We start from the raw sequence: 15358 nt of genomic DNA, 5'->3' as shown, positions 1-15358 counted from the left end.
CATACCGCCGTCAAAAGCGCATGAGAATAAAGCAAAAGCCGCGCAAAATTTCCCGTTAAAATTTCATCTTTCAAAAAGCCGATAGAAATTCCTTTCATAAAATGATATAATAATAAAATATGATAGATATCGAAGGGCAAAAAAAAATCGCCGTGCTTATTGACGCGGACAACACTCCTTACAACAAACTCGCCGCAATTCTTCAAGAAATAGCCGTGCACGGACACATAATAACCAAGCGGGCCTATGGAGATTTTTCTTCTGCGCACTTAAAACACTGGAAAGACGTTTTAAATGAAAACGCGATCCTGCCGATACAGCAATTTTCTTATACAAAAGGAAAAAATTCTTCCGATTCGGCAATGATAATAGACGCAATGGACTTGCTCTATACCGAAAAATACGACGCATTCGTTCTTGTGTCTTCCGACAGCGATTTTACAAAGCTCGCTTCAAGGCTTCGGGAATCGCAGGAATTCGTATTCGGAGTAGGACAAAAAAAGACTCCCGTATCTTTTATAAAGGCCTGCGACGACTTTATATACATAGAAAACCTTACCGAAGAACCTGAAACGGCGACGGAAACGCCTGTAAGCCGCCAAGAAGAAAACCTCCAGAAAAGAGCCTCTCAAGCGGAGACAGCCAAGCAGGACGCCAAAAACAGGACGAACAGGATGTCCGACCGTCAGTTTCGGCAAATCTACAGACTTTTAAGCAATGCGTATGAAAAATATGCCGACGATAACGGCTGGGCGAACGTATCCGCCGCAGGCTCTCTTTTTAAACGCATGGATCCCGGGTTTGACACGCGCGACTTCGGCTTTAGAAAACTTTCGGACCTGATTGAATATCTTAAAGATGATTTTGAAATAACAAAGGTGGCAGGCGCAAATAACCGCGGAATGACGATACTTTACCGCCCTAAAACAGTGTAAAAACTTCCGCATAAAAACCTTACGGCCCGCAACGCCCGATCACTTCCATAAAGTCCGATCCTGCCCCGAAACTTGTACGGCAAAATGCTGAAATCTCAAAAAAAAATCGCTGAAAGCGGATTTTTTGAGGCGCCCTTATGCTTTAATCCGTCTTTTCCTCAAAGTATTCATAGGCGTCGATGATATCCAAATAAACGCCGTCGAACCCCGCGTCGATTATCTTTTTCGTGTAAGAATTATCGGTTCCGAAGATTATTTTTTGCCATTCCTCATCCCAATATCTTACCTTGTAATTTCCGCGCCATTCGGGATTTTCACCGCAAAGCCATTCAGGCGCGGAAGGCAGCGCCTTGTTTTTTTTAGTCCACGACTCAGCCCAGTACCATCTGTAGTCTTCCGCTTCGCCTATGCTCATATAAGCTATAACGAGCCTGTCGCCGCCGCAGGCCTTTTTTTTAAGCGATTCAATCCGATCTTTTCCGAATGTTACTTCCGTGCCGTTTACAAAAGCGTCCATAATGATCAAGTCGTAATCGGTCTTTGCAAGTTCCGCAACAAGATCCGAACCGTCGGTATTTTTGCTTTTCATTCCTATTACGTACAAAAAATTTTTTGCGTCAGAGAGCTTTTTTACGTCGGCAGAGTTTTTCATATAGGGATAATAATGCGAGTCGTAACCGCTGTTTTCGGGTATAATGTCGAGCATGCGGTTGGGAGCCGCAAATCCTATATAGGACTTTGAGGAATTTTCCGAATAAGATTTTTTTATATTCGCTTTTGATTTTGTGTAATCGATAGAAAGAACGCAAAGTCCGCTTTTAAGATAAGCGTCGCATAATCGGGTAAAATACGTGCATATTTCAGGTTTTGTGACCGATCCCGCCTTGGGATATCCGAAAAAGGTGTCTTCCCTTCCTGTTCCGTTTATTACAGAAAAATACGCAGCGTCAGGGCTCGTAAGCGGAATTCCGTATTCGTCGGTTTCGCCGTCTGCATTCCATGCAACTTCCTGGGCGTTCTGCGGGATGACAATAAAGTCTTTATCAAAACCCCTCGCGTAGCCGGCAATATTCATTACAAAGGAACGCATAGCCTTGCGATAATCCGTAACTTCGGTTACGGAAGCTTTTCCGTAGCCGGCCGTCACGCAGGGGCTCGCCGCAAAGCAAAAGATCGATAAGGCAACGGCGACAAACCGCAGATAAAATTTATGCATGATGTATCTCCGAAATAAAAAGAACGCATACCGCGCAGACAAAAAGACTTACCGGCGCTCACGTCGGGCAGAGTTTCCGAGCCGCCGTATTTGATCACAGTCCTTTTTCTTATTTTTTAAGCGAAAAATAGTATTTTGCCATTTCTTTGTCGGTTATCAGTATGTGGTCAAAAAGCCAATCGCGCAAAAAACGCACAAAATTATTCGGAACAAACTGTTTTCCTTGCGTATAGGCGTTTACGGACGTCAATATTTCTTTGACGAAGGATTCGTGCCTTTGCTTGTGTTCCGAAAACTTGGGATACTTTATGCCTTTCATCAAGCGCTCTTCATCTCTAAAATGAATCATAACATAGTCGACGAGCTCTTTCATAACTCCCCGAAACGCTTCATCCAGTCCGTCTTTTTCTCCCAAGCACGCGTTATACAACATATTGGTTAAATGCACCAAATGTCTATGCTGTTTGTCTACTATTTCAATCCCTACGTCAAAGGAAGGATCCCACGTAATAAAATCATTCATTATAATACCTTTTTTACAAAGGCTATTGTACATAAAAAGAGAAAAAGATCCAGAGTCAGCATAGGCGTCGGTCGGCGCTGAGCCGCGTTTCGTCTTTTTTCTTTTATTGCAGGAAGTTTTCCCACGCAGTACAGTTACGGTGCGCTTGTTCTGACAAGCTACTTTTCTATTTTACCCTTCCAGCTCATAATACCGCCGATCTCGATGATGTTTGTGTACCCCATCGCCGAAAGTTTTTTGGCGGCGTCCAGGCTTCTTCGTCCGCTGCGGCAATAAACAAGGACTTTTTGGTTCTTATCTTTGATAACCTGTTCGGCTGTCTTTTCGGTAATGGTTTCGTTTGTAAGGAGCACCGCGCCGGGAATGTGTCCTTCTTTGTATTCTTCGGGACGGCGGACGTCAACAAGTATAAAATCGTTTTTTGTATCCATGAGTTTTGCAGCTTCATCCATCGTAATCGATTTGAATTGACTTACAGCCTTTTTTTCGTCCGCCTTGGCGGTACATGAAAAAAGCATCGCAGCTCCCGCAAAAATAATAATTCCTATATTTCGTTTATTCATAATTTTCCTCTGCCGTATTTTCCAAGATCGCGCACATCTTGTCAAATATCGCGTGAGTTTCACCGAAGCTATTTAAAGATAGACTGTTCGATATGAGAGATAATATAAATCCGCCGCGAGATTTCCGTTATCTCGACGGTTTTTCGTAAAATTTACTGTGAACGCGGCTTTATTTTTTTGCCGAATAGTCTTCGCCGTTATTCCAAGAACCGTTGCCGTCTGAAACAAATACCGACAAAGAGTCGCCTTTAAACCAAAATTCATGCGAAATTTCATTTGAATAGCGCGCCCCGCTGGCTGAAATCACATGCGCACATGTAAATTTATTCCCTTCGGCGTCTTGCACCTTTATAAAATCAAGGCTCTGGTCGGAAAGTGAGTAAAACTTCACAGAAAGTTTTTTGCCGGAAGCTGAAACATATTCTTCGCTTCCCGTAACTATGACGGAAAGATCCGAACTCTCTTTTGTGCTCTTACACGAAACGAATAAAAATAAGACGGAAAGCGATAAGACAAATGCGTAAACTGTTTTTTTCATACAACCCTCGTAAGTTAAATATATTCGGAGTTTACTTTATACGGCCGTTTAAGTAAAGTTCCCGTTCTCGGCACAAGGCAACCGAGTAAACACGGGCCAAACGCAAGCAGCGGCAACTGACAGCGCGCCTCTACGACCGGCGCCAATGCGGTACGGAGTGCTGCGTGTGAGCTCAGGCGGCTTAAGGGATTTTGGGGTTTGCAGAGCTTTAAGTATTCACTCATATTTCACTCCGAAGTAATCCAGATCAACTTTCATAGAATCCTGACCGGTAAGGCAGGTGTCTCTTAAATAGCCGCGTTCGTCTTTCCAGTTTTTGAGACCTCTGTAATAAAATATTTTAAGTTCTTCGGTTATTATGAACGGAACAATGTTGTGCTTAAGACATTCCTTGAATAGTATCAAACGACCTATGCGTCCGTTGCCGTCCTGAAAAGGATGAATCGATTCAAAGCGGACATGAAAATCCAGAATGTCATCAAGAGTGATTTTCGGTTTTGAATTATATTCCGTAAGCAAGGCTTTCATTGCCGCTGCAACTTCGGCAGGTTTTGCGGTTTCACTTCCTCCTACTTCATTTTCCATCATCTTATAGTCGCCTACTCTGAACCAGGATTTCAGGCTGTCTGTAGTTCCTGTTTTTAAGATATAATGAAACTGCTTTATGAAGCTTTCCGAAAGCTTTGTGTGCTCGCCTTCGATAGCAAGATCTATACAACGGAAATGATTTACCGTTTCTACAATGTCATCGACCTTGACCGCTTCATCAGTAATGCTTAAGGTTTTTGTTTCAAATATGAAGCGGGTCTGATCATGAGAAAGTTTTGAACCTTCGATGTGATTTGAGTTATAGGTAAGATCAATCTGAATTTTATGATAGATTCCGCCTTTAAGACCGGCGTCTTTTTCACGTTTTAGGAATGATAAAAGAGTGTCTTCCTGAGGACAGTGGCGAGGCTTGCGGCCGGGCTTTTCTGCTGAAAAAGGAATCTTCCAAGTTTTACCTTCCAAAAGGGCGCCTTCCACTCTGCCCTGAGCACAATAGTTTCTAACGCTGCGTTCGCTGATCCGCCATTTTTCAGAGGCTTCTTTTACTGAAATATATTCAATCCTGCTCATAGGAAAGATTATATCGCGTTATCGGCAAAATACAAAGGCATGTTTACATCTTAAATCACTGTTATATATTGCCGATATTGCTTTCGATAATTTCCGAAACCAGCGATATGCAAGTACCGTCATGAATGGCAACCGAGTAAACACGGAACAAACGCAAGCAGCGGCAACTGACACCGCGCCTCTCCAATCGGTGCAAATGCGGCGAGAGGTGCTGCGTGTGAGCTCAGGCGGCTTAAGGAATTTTTCATTTTCGGATCGGAACGCGCTGTAAAGCTAAAAATACGCCCGTGATTAAAAATATTTTGATATTGCCGTAACGTAGTTTTTATTAATATATTTATAGTTTATAAACTGAATTATTTAAATTGGGGGAAATTTATGATAGAAGTTTCGCATGTTTCCCGAATTTTCGGAGATTTTTGCGCCGTAAACGACGTAAGTTTTTCAATTCCTACAGGCGAAATAGTAGGACTTTTAGGGCCCAACGGAGCGGGAAAAACTACGACAATGCGCATGATAACCGGATTTTTGGAAATGAGTTCAGGTTCCATAAAGATTGACGGAAAGGACATAAGAGAAGATCCGGTACGGGCGAAGCGTAAAATAGGCTACATGCCTGAAGCGGCTCCGCTTTACGGCGATATGATCACGGAAGACTATCTTCGCTATGTGGCGGAAATTCAAGGCGCGGACGCCGATAAAAAAGTTCCCGCCCTGTGCGACATCTGCGGACTTAAAGAAGTAATGCATAAAAACATAAACGAGCTTTCCCGCGGGTACAGACAAAGAGTCGGCCTTGCTCACGCTCTTATGAACGATCCTGAAATTTTGATCTTGGACGAACCGACAAGCGGACTTGATCCGAACCAGATCGGAGACGTAAGAAAACTCATTAAAGAAATAGGAAAGACAAGAACAGTCATAATTTCCACCCACATACTGAGCGAAGTGGAAATGATATGCAATCGTATAATCATTATTTCTCAAGGGCAGCTTGTCGCGGACAGTCCTGCGACGGAACTCAGGGAAAGATACGGGCATTCCCTTAATATAAAAATTACGGTAGGCAAAAGCACGGAAAACGAATTTGTAAAAGCCTGCGGATCGCTTTCGGGGGTTGCGGGAATTACCGTTTTGCAACAAGAAGGACAGAGCGAGATCGAAGGAAATAAAACAGTTTCCACCCTCGTTTCCGTTTCGGGCGGCAAAGAAATTCGCTCTGAAATTTTCGAAATTTGCGTAAAAAATAAATGGATCCTGTATGAAATGACGCCCCAGTATAACAGTCTTGAAGACGTATTTAAAACGCTTACGACTTCGGATAATTCAGGCGAAACGGCCGATCACAAAACAAAAAACACGGGAACGGAAACAAAACGGCGAAAAAAATCCGATACGGCGGCGATAAAAAATTCCGGAGAGGGGGTATAAGATGGATCTTTCTGAAAATATAAAAAACAACAAATATCATAAGAATTCTAAGCAGGCCGACGGAACCGCGCAATCTGCCGGCGCTAAACAGCCTGCAAAACATGAAAAATCAAAAAGCGCTGCGAAACTTAAAAATTCGGCGGCGGCAATCATCATGAAGCGGGAACTTTATTCCTATTTTACAAGCCCCGTAGCTTATATAGTGACGGGACTTTTCCTAGTCTTTTCGGGTTTTATATTTTTTTCAACTTTTTTTATTGCGCGCAGAGCGGAATTGCGTGATTTTTTTGCCATTCTGCCCGTAATGTTCTCATTTTTCATACCGGCTTTGACGATGCGGCTTTTCAGCGAAGAAAAACGCAGCGGGAGCCTTGAAACATTGCTTACGCTGCCTGTCACAGACTTTGACGTAGTTATGGGAAAATTCCTTGCGGCCTTTTTAGCTTCGGCTGCGATGCTGGCGCCTTCGATTTTTTACGTGATAACGGCGTGCATTTTCGGTTCGCCCGACATGGGTCCTATAATAGGCGGATATTTGGGCGCTTTGTTTTTATGCGCCGCATTTTCTGCGGTCGGAATATTTGCATCATCTCTAACGAAGAATCAGATAATTGCGTTTTTTGCGGCCTTTGCAATATGCATTTTATTTTCGATGATAACCGTATTTTTGGTTATCCTTCCGGCGCCGGCCGTAAATTTTCTTTCGTTCTTTTCCGCAAACACGCATTTTAACTCCGTTGCACGAGGAATAATAGATACTCGCGACCTGCTGTATTTTATTTCCATTACGGCGCTTTTTGTGGGTATGACCGTAAAAGCTTCAAAGAACGGCAGAAGGTAAGGTGAAAAAATGAAAAAATTTATTAAATGGATAAAATCTCCGGCAAGCGATTTTGCGCTTTTTGTCATAGTGCTTGTGCTTGCAAATCTTGTTGCCTCGCGCGCATTTATTCGCATAGACTTGACCGAACCTAAATCTTATTCTCTGTCAAATGCAAGCCGGCAGCTGGTAAAAACTCTTAACGAGCCGCTGAGCGTTCAAGTGTTCTTTTCTTCCAACCTGCCCGCTCCCTATAATTCGGTCGAACAATACGTGAGCGACATCCTTGTAGAATATAAAAACGCCGCAAACGGTAATTTCAGCTATCGCATACACGATATGGACAAAGAGGAAAGCCAAGCCCTTGCTTCGGGCTACGGATTGCATCAGGTGCAAATCCGCGAAATCGCAAATAACGAAGTGGGTTTTAAACAGGCGTGGATGGGCGTCGCGATAATCTATGCGGACGCCATAAAAACCATAGATTCCCTTACTTCAAGCGACGGTTTTGAATATAAACTTACGACCGCCGTTTCAAAAATGATCGCTACGGCCGACTCTTTGGCTCTCCTTCCCAAAGACGACAAAATAAAATTAAAGCTGTATGTTTCTCAGGAATTGGGGGACTTTAGGATAGGAGGCTTTGACCAGCTTGACCAAAGCGTAAAAACCGCCTTCGACGCCTTTAACCGCAGAAATCAAAACAGAATTGATTTTGAAAAAATTTCCCCTAAAGCGGCTGAAGTCGAGCCGATCATTGAACGCTACGGAATACAGTCGATAAACTGGCAAACCCAAGACGGAAACAGAGGGACAGGCGTTTTGGGTCTCGTGCTTGAACACGGAGATTCTTTCAGACTTATTCCGCTCAGCATGCAGCGTTCGCTTTTCGGGTACGCTCTTATAGGCCTGGACACTCTCGAAGACTCTCTTTCCGCGGGACTGCAAAGTCTTGTTTCAAAATCTATGGAAATAGGCTACATAACCGGCCACGAAGAAGCTTCTCTTGACGACAGTCAAACGGGAGCGGGCCTTTTAAGCGGCATAGTTTCCGAAATGTACACGTTTAAAGAAATAAACCTTTCTTACGAGGATATTCCCGTAAACATAAGCGCCGTCCTCGTAAACGGGCCGAAGTCGAAGTTTTCCGATGCGGAACTTTATAAGCTCGATCAGTTCATAATGCGCGGCGGGAACGTCATGTTCTTTTTGGATCCGTTCAACAACATATCGTCTTACGGCCAGCAGCCGGTCTATCTGCCCATTGAAACGGGATTGTCCAAACTTTTCGATTCTTACGGTATAAAGACCGGCCATGACTATATACTCGATGAAAACTGCTATACCCAGCAGAATCAACCGGGTTACGGAAAAATAAATCTGTACTTCGCGCCGCTTCTGCAAAAAGAAAATTTTGCAAACCATCCTATTACGAAAAATTTAGGCTACGTTATCTTCCTTCAAAACGGTTCCATAGACGTAACGGAGGCAGAAAAAAACAAGGATGTAAAAATCACTTATCTTGCAAAATCGTCCCCGAAATCATGGCTCATGAAGGATCGCATCGATTTGAATCCCATGAGCATATATCCTCCTTCGGATAAATCCGTTGAAAAAGCCGAAAACCTTGCAGTTCTTCTTGAAGGTAAATTCAAGAGCGCATTTGATGCGGAAGTAAACCCCGACGATCAGTCGGCAAGCGCCGAAACGGAAATTTCCGCAAAAGGACATCTGGCAAAGAGCATTCAAGGCGGAAAAATCTTTATTTCAGGTTCGTCGGCTATGCTTACGCCCCAACTTATAGATGAAAACGGTACGGAACCCGTAGCCATGTTTGTAAAAAACTCGATCGATTACATGAACGGCAACGAAGAACTTTGCACTATGCGGACAAAGGGGCTTTCTCTGAACGTCCTGAACATAACCAATAAAAAAGCCGTAGCGGCGGCAAAATACTTTAACCAATTCGGGCTTGCCGTTCTGATCGCGCTGGCAGGGCTTTTGGTCTGGCAAAAACGTTCCGCACGCCGCAATGCGATCCGAAACCGTTACGATCCGGACGACACAAGGACTGTTTCAAAATCTAAAAAAGGAGATGCCGAAAATGACAAAATTAAAAATGCGTAAGTCCGTTCTTCTTGCGGCGATAGGTATTTTACTCTGCATATATGCAATACAGCTTTTTGTTTTGGGCCGAAATTCCGTCAAAGTTCTTTCTTTAAAAGAAGAAGCGGCGGTTTATGCGATAAAAGGTAACGATATTGACGTAGTTCTTACAAGAAGCGGCGACGAATGGCTCGTAGGAAGCAAAAATTACAAAGCGAACGAATCTTTTTCGGATAGTATCGATAAGGCTGTAAAAACCGTAAAAATATTGGACACAGTCTCGCATTCCGATTCCGAAGCCTCTCTTGAGCGATACGGCCTTGAAAGCGAAAAAGCTCTTACCGTTACGGCTTCGGGCGCAAAAGGAAAGATTTTACGAACAATCACGGTCGGCAAAGAGTCTTCTACCGGTTCGCAAACGTATGTAAAGATCGACTCGGGCAAGGATATTTACCTTGTTTCAGGGGCGCTTAAAAATACTTTTGAGAAGACGGTTGACGATCTTCGAAGCAAGCAGGTTTTCAGTTTTTCATCCGACGACATAGACAAAGTGACGGTTTTTTCAGGCTATAAAGGAACCGACAATGCGGCGGGCGGTGAAGCCGGCGGCAAGCCGAATTCCGGCGCGATCGGTTCCCAAAGACGTTCCGAAGGGATTGCAGACAATAAAATCGGCTGGAGCGTAGAAAAGATAAAAGATTCTTCATCGGATAAGGCGCAGGACAAAGACGCCGTTACGGCGGAAAAACAAACTTCTTGGCGCTTTAGCGGCTCAGGTATAAGCGATTCGGAAATAGACGGCGAAAAAATAAATACATGGATAAATACGCTTTCCTCTTTGAACGTACAAGATTGGCGCAGTGAAAACGCGGCCTTGCCGGACGTTAAAGGAACGACAACGACAATTTTTGTTGCTGGAAAAGAAATTACCGTCACCGTGTACCGAACGGGCGAAGGCGATGAAGCCGAATACATAGGAACTTCGTCTGAAACTCCATACTCTTTTACCGTGTCAAAATACACGGCGAATAAATTTCAAAAAGATCCCGAAGAATTTAAAAAATAAGATTTATATCGCAGCGAGACCTTGTAAAACCTTTACGGCAGGGCCTCGCTGCGTATAAAACGCCTATGCTTACCCCTTCGCCGCGATCTTTAACGGGCAGAATTTTGTTTACCGGCTCGTTAAAAAAAGTAACAAGCGTTTGAAAAAAATATTTATTATTGACAGATCGGTTTACGGGTTATATTATAATAAATATGAACAGATGTTCATATTTACATTTATTGTTAAGAAAAAGGGGCTTCCAAAAACTTCAGTCTTTGGACAGTTTCCTTGATTTTGATTGCGACGTTTAAAATTAAGTCATTGTAATATAAGGACTTAATTTTAAACTCGTCGGAGATGGCGAAAAAGTAACAAACTTTTGAGACATCCCCTAATTGCACAAGGAGTGTAAAACGTAAAATGCCGGATGAAGACTTACTTTTCGACCTCGCGGAATTGTTTAAAATTTTCGGCGATTCCACACGCATAAAAATTCTATTTTCGCTTTTGGCATCCGCTTCGCCCGTAAACGACATCGCGGATAATCTTAAAATGACTCAATCCGCCATAAGCCATCAGCTTAGAATTTTAAAAGCGAACAAACTTGTAAAATACAACAGAGACGGAAAATCTCTCATCTATTCGCTGGACGACGAGCACGTTGAAAAAATTCTAAACATGGGAATGGCGCATCTTTGCGAAAAAGATTAACGGCTAGGGAGGCATGATAAAAACATGGACGAATACAATAGGAACGACGAAATTCAAAATGAAAAACAGCCTAGTGATCATGTTTCGAACGATCACGCAGAAAAACAAAGCGGGCATAAGTGTTGCGCTCATCATCACAGAGACTCTTGCTGCGGCGATCATGACGAGCACAGAGAACACCTAGAGCATGGGTGCTGCTGCCATGACGATCACAAAGAACACGGGTGCTGTTGCCATGACGGCGATGAAATGTCTTTAAAAAAAATAATCGCCGCGCTTGCGATCTTTATCGTTGCGCTTACGACGTCGAATATTCCTTTCATAAAGCGACTTTCGACAAATACTCCGCTCGAGTTTTTCGGAGCAAACGCCTTTTCTTTAATCTTTTTGGCGCTTTATTTTGTTTCATATATCATTGTAGGCCTTCCAGTACTAAAAAGCGCCGTAAAAAATATTCTGCGCGGCAAAGTTTTTGATGAACAATTTCTCATGGCGATTGCATCCGTCGGCGCCTTGCTTTTAGGCGAATATCCCGAAGCCGTAGCGGTAATGCTTTTTTACCAGATAGGCGAATATTTTCAGGATTACGCCGTCGACAAATCAAAAAATTCAATCAAGGAATTGATGAACCTTCGCCCCGACACGGCGACGGTACTGCGCAATTCCCAAGAGATTTCCGTTTCTCCTGAAGACGTAGCCGTAGGAGAAACAATTATCGTAAGACCCGGAGAAAGAATTCCTCTTGACGGAATCATACGAAAAGGAAATTCCTTCGTAGACACTTCAGCACAGACGGGAGAGTCCGTTCCGCGAGAAATCGTTGAAGGAGACGATGTGCTTGCAGGGTTTATAAACATGCAGGGCGTGATCGAAATAACCGTAAAAAAAATCTATTCGGATTCCGCCGTTGCCCGAATACTGAAACTCGTAGAACACGCTGTACAAAACAAAGCGGGGTCGGAAAGGTTTATAACAAAATTTGCACGCTTTTACACACCCGCGGTCTGTATAGCCGCCGTACTCATATCCGTTATTCCTCCGTTGGTAACTCATACAAGTTTTACCCAATGGGTGGCGCGAGCTCTTGTGTTCTTGGTAGTCTCGTGCCCGTGCGCGCTTGTGATTTCGGTACCGCTTAGCTTTTTCGGAGGCATCGGCGCATGCTCACGGAACGGAATCCTTGTAAAGGGAAGCAACTATCTTGAATCCCTCGCAAAAGCCAAAACAGCAGTGTTCGACAAGACCGGAACTTTAACAAAGGGAACCTTTGCAGTAAGCGCAATCCATCCGGATAAAAAATTAAAACTTTCGGAAGAAGAACTTATCGCGCTTGCAACCCACGCCGAATATTTTTCGATCCATCCCATATCAAAATCCTTGCAGCAGGCTCATCACTGCGAACTCTGCGGACACGTTGAACTCAAAAACACAAAAGAGATCAGCGGCCAAGGACTCTGCGTTACCATAGAAAATCAGGAAATTCTCGTAGGAAATTTAAAACTGATAGAAAGCCGCAACGTAGAAGGATTTTCTCCGTGTCCCGAACACGACAGCGGAACGGTCATACACGTAGCGGTGGACAACCGATATGCCGGACACATTGTGATTTCGGACGAAGTAAAAGAAGAATCCGAACAGTCCGTAAAGGCTCTTAAAAAAGCAGGAGTAAAGCACATCTGTATGCTCACAGGCGACAGAAAGGAAACCGCAGAAGATATTGCGGCAAAGCTCGGCATAGATAAAGTTTATGCGGAACTTCTGCCCGAAGACAAGGTTTCGATTCTGGAAAAAATTCTAGCGGAAAATAAGGCGAAAAATGAAACCGTCATGTACATAGGAGACGGAATAAACGACGCTCCTGTGTTGGCGAGAGCGGACGTCGGGGTTGCCATGGGGAAGATCGGATCGGACGCCGCTGTCGAAGCTGCCGACGTGGTAATTCTAAACGGCGATCTTTTAAAACTTGTGCAGGGAATTCACACGGCGAAACGCACGGTGCGGATCGTTAGGCAAAACATCGTCTTTTCGTTGGCGGTAAAATTTGCCGTCATGATATTCGGGGCTATAGGTCTTGCAAACATGTGGGCCGCGGTTTTCGGCGACGTAGGAGTAACCTTCCTCGCGGTTTTAAATGCTCTGAGACTGCTGTAGATTTTCCTGCCGCGTACTGCCGTGAGCGCGGAAAACTTCGCGCTCACGGCAATTCGCCGCAGCGGACGGCTGTTTCCGCCGGAGGCAACGCCGCGCGATTGCCTAGTGTCCCCTGCCCCTCAAAAACGGCCGTATTTTTCAAATGCGACCGTTTATGATATAATCCTCTCCATGATATCGCTCGTCGTTTTTCTCGGAAACTGCGGTAAAGAATATGAAAAAACACGCCACAACGCGGCGTGGCTGTTCGAACAATCTCTGCCGTTTTCCGCGAAAATAAACTGGAAAAACAAATTCAAAGGAAACTTCGCTTCAATTGACACGCTTTCCTTTAAAAGCTGGATTGAAGATTCAAATCTTATCGCAAACACCGTTCCGGCTGCAAAAAGCGCCGGTTCCGGCACAGCATCTGCGCCCGCAACTCCGGCAGTCGTAAATTCGGTCGGCATGAGGCCCGCCGCCGCAAGTTCTGCCGGCGCGCCAGAAAGTCTCGCCGGCGCACAGGAAAGTTTTTCTGCCGGTTCCGCCGGATCAAAGTTTCAAACCTTAAACCTTCCTTCTTCCATAGGCGATAAATTCTATTTTCTAAAGCCCGAAACCTACATGAACCTTTCGGGGCAGAGCGTCGCGGAAGCCGCGCATTTTCTAAAAATAAAACCCGAACAAATCCTTATCGTTCACGACGAAATCGAACTTTCTTTGGGCTTTGTAAGTTTAAAATGGAGCGGAGGGCTGGGCGGACACAACGGGCTTCGTTCAATAAAAACGACGCTCGGCACGGCGGACTTTTGGCGGCTCAGAATAGGCATAAGCAAGCCTTCATACGGCGGCGTCGCCGATTATGTTTTAGGCCGCTTTACTTCGGACGAGCAAATTCTCCTTTCGCAAATATTTTTACAGACAGCAGAACTTTTTGTAAAAATACTTTTTTCGTCCGATCCCAAGCGGCTAATTCCGGAGTGGGGAAAACGCAAATTGGCGACGGAAGATTTAAAAGCCGCCGCAAAGGCGTGTGAATAAAAGCGCGCAAATTCGGCATATTTTTTTGTAAACGCGCATATTTAAAAAAGGCGGCAGGAACGTGCGCTAATTTGAGCTATAATTCAGAATTAATCAGGAGACTATATGAAAGACGCACCGCAAATAAATAAAAAAATACAAAAAGAAGCAGTTGAAGCGGCTTCGTATAAACGACTTTCAGACACCGTAAAATGCCTTAGGGACAAAGACGGATGCCCGTGGGACATAAAGCAAACTCCCCTTTCCATGCGCACGGATCTCGCAGAAGAAACATTCGAAGCCATAGACGCAATAAGCGAACAGGATACGGAACACGCAAAAGAAGAGCTGGGCGACGTATTTCTTAACGCCGTTATGATCGCCTACATGTACGAACAAGAAGGCAGTTTTACCGTCGCGGACGTTTTGGACGCGGTTACGGAAAAAATAATCCGTCGTCATCCTCACGTATTTAAAACAAGCAGCGGCAGCACCTGCGTAACAAAAACGCCCGACACGCCGGAGGAAGTCCTTGTTCAATGGGACAGCATAAAAGAGAGCATAGAAGGCCGCAAAAGCGAAAAATCCATACTGGATCAAATTCCCAAAGGCTTTCCGCCTCTTTTAAAAGCCTATAAAATGCAAAAAAAGGCCGCAAAAAAAGGATTCGACTGGGACAGCCCCCATTCCGTTCTTAAAAAAGTCAAAGAAGAATTGGAAGAAGTTTTAGAAGCGCAAAAATCCGTTCTGAAAGCAAGAGCGGCCTTTAAAGAAGGCGACAAACCCCTAACCATAGCTTCCACGCCTCAGGCGGACAAAGCCCAGCTTAACCTCGAAGAAGAAGTTGGAGACCTTTTATTCTCCGTGGTCAACTATTCGCGTCATCTCGGCGTGGATCCCTTCATCGCCCTTTCCCGCACAAACGAAAAATTTTATAAACGCTTTTCTTTTGTCGAACAAAAAATGAAAGAATCAAATATGGAAATGGATCCGAGCCGCCTTAAAGAAATGGATCGCTTTTGGGATGAGGCAAAGGCGCAAGACCTGTAAACAAATGGCGTTCGGCAAAATTACACAGCAAAACAAATTTCCCGTTCAAAAAGATAAATGCTTCGCCCCGGCGCAAAGACAAAACTACCGCCGTTTTAGGATCACGTTTTTTTTATTAGGGCGGCTGCCCGCAAAGCGGGCACCGGGC

14 protein-coding genes are annotated in these 15358 nt (G+C 44.4%); 9 read left to right on the top strand and 5 right to left on the bottom strand.

Annotation, left to right across the window (positions count from 1 at the left end; all coding sequences use genetic code 11):
* The first annotated feature begins 119 nt into the window (after positions 1 to 119).
* A complete protein-coding gene (locus HRQ91_RS02465) occupies positions 120 to 935 on the top strand; it encodes an NYN domain-containing protein (protein WP_210120104.1) in 816 nt (271 codons plus the stop codon).
* A gap of 142 nt (positions 936 to 1077) precedes the next feature.
* Here the strand turns inward: HRQ91_RS02465 and HRQ91_RS02460 are convergent, their stop codons facing one another.
* From HRQ91_RS02460 to HRQ91_RS02440, 5 genes are all read right to left on the bottom strand, one after another.
* The gene (locus tag HRQ91_RS02460) at positions 1078 to 2151 is read right to left on the bottom strand and encodes an endo alpha-1,4 polygalactosaminidase (RefSeq protein WP_210120103.1); all 1074 of its coding nucleotides are present in this window, start codon (positions 2149 to 2151) and stop codon (positions 1078 to 1080) included.
* Between the two features lie 109 nt (positions 2152 to 2260).
* A complete protein-coding gene (locus tag HRQ91_RS02455) occupies positions 2261 to 2674 on the bottom strand; it encodes a bacteriohemerythrin (RefSeq protein ID WP_210120102.1) in 414 nt (137 codons plus the stop codon).
* A gap of 158 nt (positions 2675 to 2832) precedes the next feature.
* A complete protein-coding gene (locus HRQ91_RS02450) occupies positions 2833 to 3237 on the bottom strand; it encodes a rhodanese-like domain-containing protein (protein ID WP_210120101.1) in 405 nt (134 codons plus the stop codon).
* A gap of 169 nt (positions 3238 to 3406) precedes the next feature.
* Positions 3407 to 3775 (bottom strand): MliC family protein, encoded by a 369-nt coding sequence (locus tag HRQ91_RS02445; protein ID WP_210120100.1) that lies wholly within the window; start codon positions 3773 to 3775, stop codon positions 3407 to 3409.
* Between the two features lie 216 nt (positions 3776 to 3991).
* Positions 3992 to 4894, bottom strand: a complete 903-nt coding sequence (locus HRQ91_RS02440) for a Fic family protein (protein WP_210120099.1) — start codon at positions 4892 to 4894, stop codon at positions 3992 to 3994.
* A 378-nt stretch (positions 4895 to 5272) separates the two neighbouring features.
* Here HRQ91_RS02440 and HRQ91_RS02435 point away from each other — a divergent pair, with 378 nt between their 5' ends.
* The 8 genes from HRQ91_RS02435 (at position 5273) to mazG (ending at position 15210) form a co-directional block, all read left to right on the top strand.
* Positions 5273 to 6325, top strand: a complete 1053-nt coding sequence (locus HRQ91_RS02435) for an ABC transporter ATP-binding protein (RefSeq protein WP_210120098.1) — start codon at positions 5273 to 5275, stop codon at positions 6323 to 6325.
* Between the two features lies 1 nt (position 6326).
* Positions 6327 to 7166, top strand: coding sequence for an ABC transporter permease subunit (locus tag HRQ91_RS02430; RefSeq protein WP_210120097.1), 840 nt, complete (start codon positions 6327 to 6329; stop codon positions 7164 to 7166).
* A gap of 9 nt (positions 7167 to 7175) precedes the next feature.
* Positions 7176 to 9272: a GldG family protein gene (locus tag HRQ91_RS02425; RefSeq protein WP_210120096.1), complete on the top strand. Its 2097-nt coding sequence runs from the start codon at positions 7176 to 7178 to the stop codon at positions 9270 to 9272.
* A complete protein-coding gene (locus tag HRQ91_RS02420) occupies positions 9250 to 10317 on the top strand; it encodes a DUF4340 domain-containing protein (RefSeq protein ID WP_210120095.1) in 1068 nt (355 codons plus the stop codon). Before HRQ91_RS02425 ends, HRQ91_RS02420 begins: the two co-directional genes overlap by 23 nt.
* Before the next feature lie 402 nt (positions 10318 to 10719).
* Positions 10720 to 11010: an ArsR/SmtB family transcription factor gene (locus HRQ91_RS02415; RefSeq protein WP_210120094.1), complete on the top strand. Its 291-nt coding sequence runs from the start codon at positions 10720 to 10722 to the stop codon at positions 11008 to 11010.
* 24 nt (positions 11011 to 11034) lie between these two features.
* Positions 11035 to 13161 carry a heavy metal translocating P-type ATPase gene (locus HRQ91_RS02410; protein ID WP_210120093.1) on the top strand — a complete coding sequence of 709 codons (2127 nt, stop codon included), beginning with the start codon at positions 11035 to 11037 and terminating at the stop codon, positions 13159 to 13161.
* A gap of 171 nt (positions 13162 to 13332) precedes the next feature.
* A complete protein-coding gene (gene pth / locus HRQ91_RS02405) occupies positions 13333 to 14181 on the top strand; it encodes an aminoacyl-tRNA hydrolase (RefSeq protein WP_210120092.1) in 849 nt (282 codons plus the stop codon).
* Between the two features lie 105 nt (positions 14182 to 14286).
* Entirely contained in the window at positions 14287 to 15210 is a 924-nt protein-coding gene (gene mazG / locus HRQ91_RS02400) for a nucleoside triphosphate pyrophosphohydrolase (protein ID WP_210120091.1), read from the top strand.
* Positions 15211 to 15358: the final 148 nt, after the last annotated feature.

This window comes from Treponema parvum, assembly GCF_017893965.1.
GTDB classification, from domain to species: Bacteria; Spirochaetota; Spirochaetia; order Treponematales; family Treponemataceae; genus Treponema_D; species Treponema_D parvum.
The sequence above is the reverse complement of the archived record's forward strand: the minus strand, read 5'-3'. Positions and strand labels throughout refer to the sequence as shown.

Bases quoted from the DNA above. Each gene is read 5' to 3' on its own strand.
- HRQ91_RS02415 (WP_210120094.1), top strand. From the start codon at position 10,720: ATGCCGGATGAAGACTTACTTTTCGACCTCGCGGAATTGTTTAAAATT.
- HRQ91_RS02450 (WP_210120101.1), bottom strand. From the start codon at position 3,237: ATGAATAAACGAAATATAGGAATTATTATTTTTGCGGGAGCTGCGATG.
- HRQ91_RS02440 (WP_210120099.1), bottom strand. From the start codon at position 4,894: ATGAGCAGGATTGAATATATTTCAGTAAAAGAAGCCTCTGAAAAATGG.
- HRQ91_RS02455 (WP_210120102.1), bottom strand. From the start codon at position 2,674: ATGAATGATTTTATTACGTGGGATCCTTCCTTTGACGTAGGGATTGAA.
- HRQ91_RS02435 (WP_210120098.1), top strand. From the start codon at position 5,273: ATGATAGAAGTTTCGCATGTTTCCCGAATTTTCGGAGATTTTTGCGCC.
- HRQ91_RS02425 (WP_210120096.1), top strand. From the start codon at position 7,176: ATGAAAAAATTTATTAAATGGATAAAATCTCCGGCAAGCGATTTTGCG.
- HRQ91_RS02465 (WP_210120104.1), top strand. From the start codon at position 120: ATGATAGATATCGAAGGGCAAAAAAAAATCGCCGTGCTTATTGACGCG.
- HRQ91_RS02460 (WP_210120103.1), bottom strand. From the start codon at position 2,151: ATGCATAAATTTTATCTGCGGTTTGTCGCCGTTGCCTTATCGATCTTT.
- HRQ91_RS02445 (WP_210120100.1), bottom strand. From the start codon at position 3,775: ATGAAAAAAACAGTTTACGCATTTGTCTTATCGCTTTCCGTCTTATTT.
- HRQ91_RS02410 (WP_210120093.1), top strand. From the start codon at position 11,035: ATGGACGAATACAATAGGAACGACGAAATTCAAAATGAAAAACAGCCT.
- pth (WP_210120092.1), top strand. From the start codon at position 13,333: ATGATATCGCTCGTCGTTTTTCTCGGAAACTGCGGTAAAGAATATGAA.
- mazG (WP_210120091.1), top strand. From the start codon at position 14,287: ATGAAAGACGCACCGCAAATAAATAAAAAAATACAAAAAGAAGCAGTT.
- HRQ91_RS02430 (WP_210120097.1), top strand. From the start codon at position 6,327: ATGGATCTTTCTGAAAATATAAAAAACAACAAATATCATAAGAATTCT.
- HRQ91_RS02420 (WP_210120095.1), top strand. From the start codon at position 9,250: ATGACAAAATTAAAAATGCGTAAGTCCGTTCTTCTTGCGGCGATAGGT.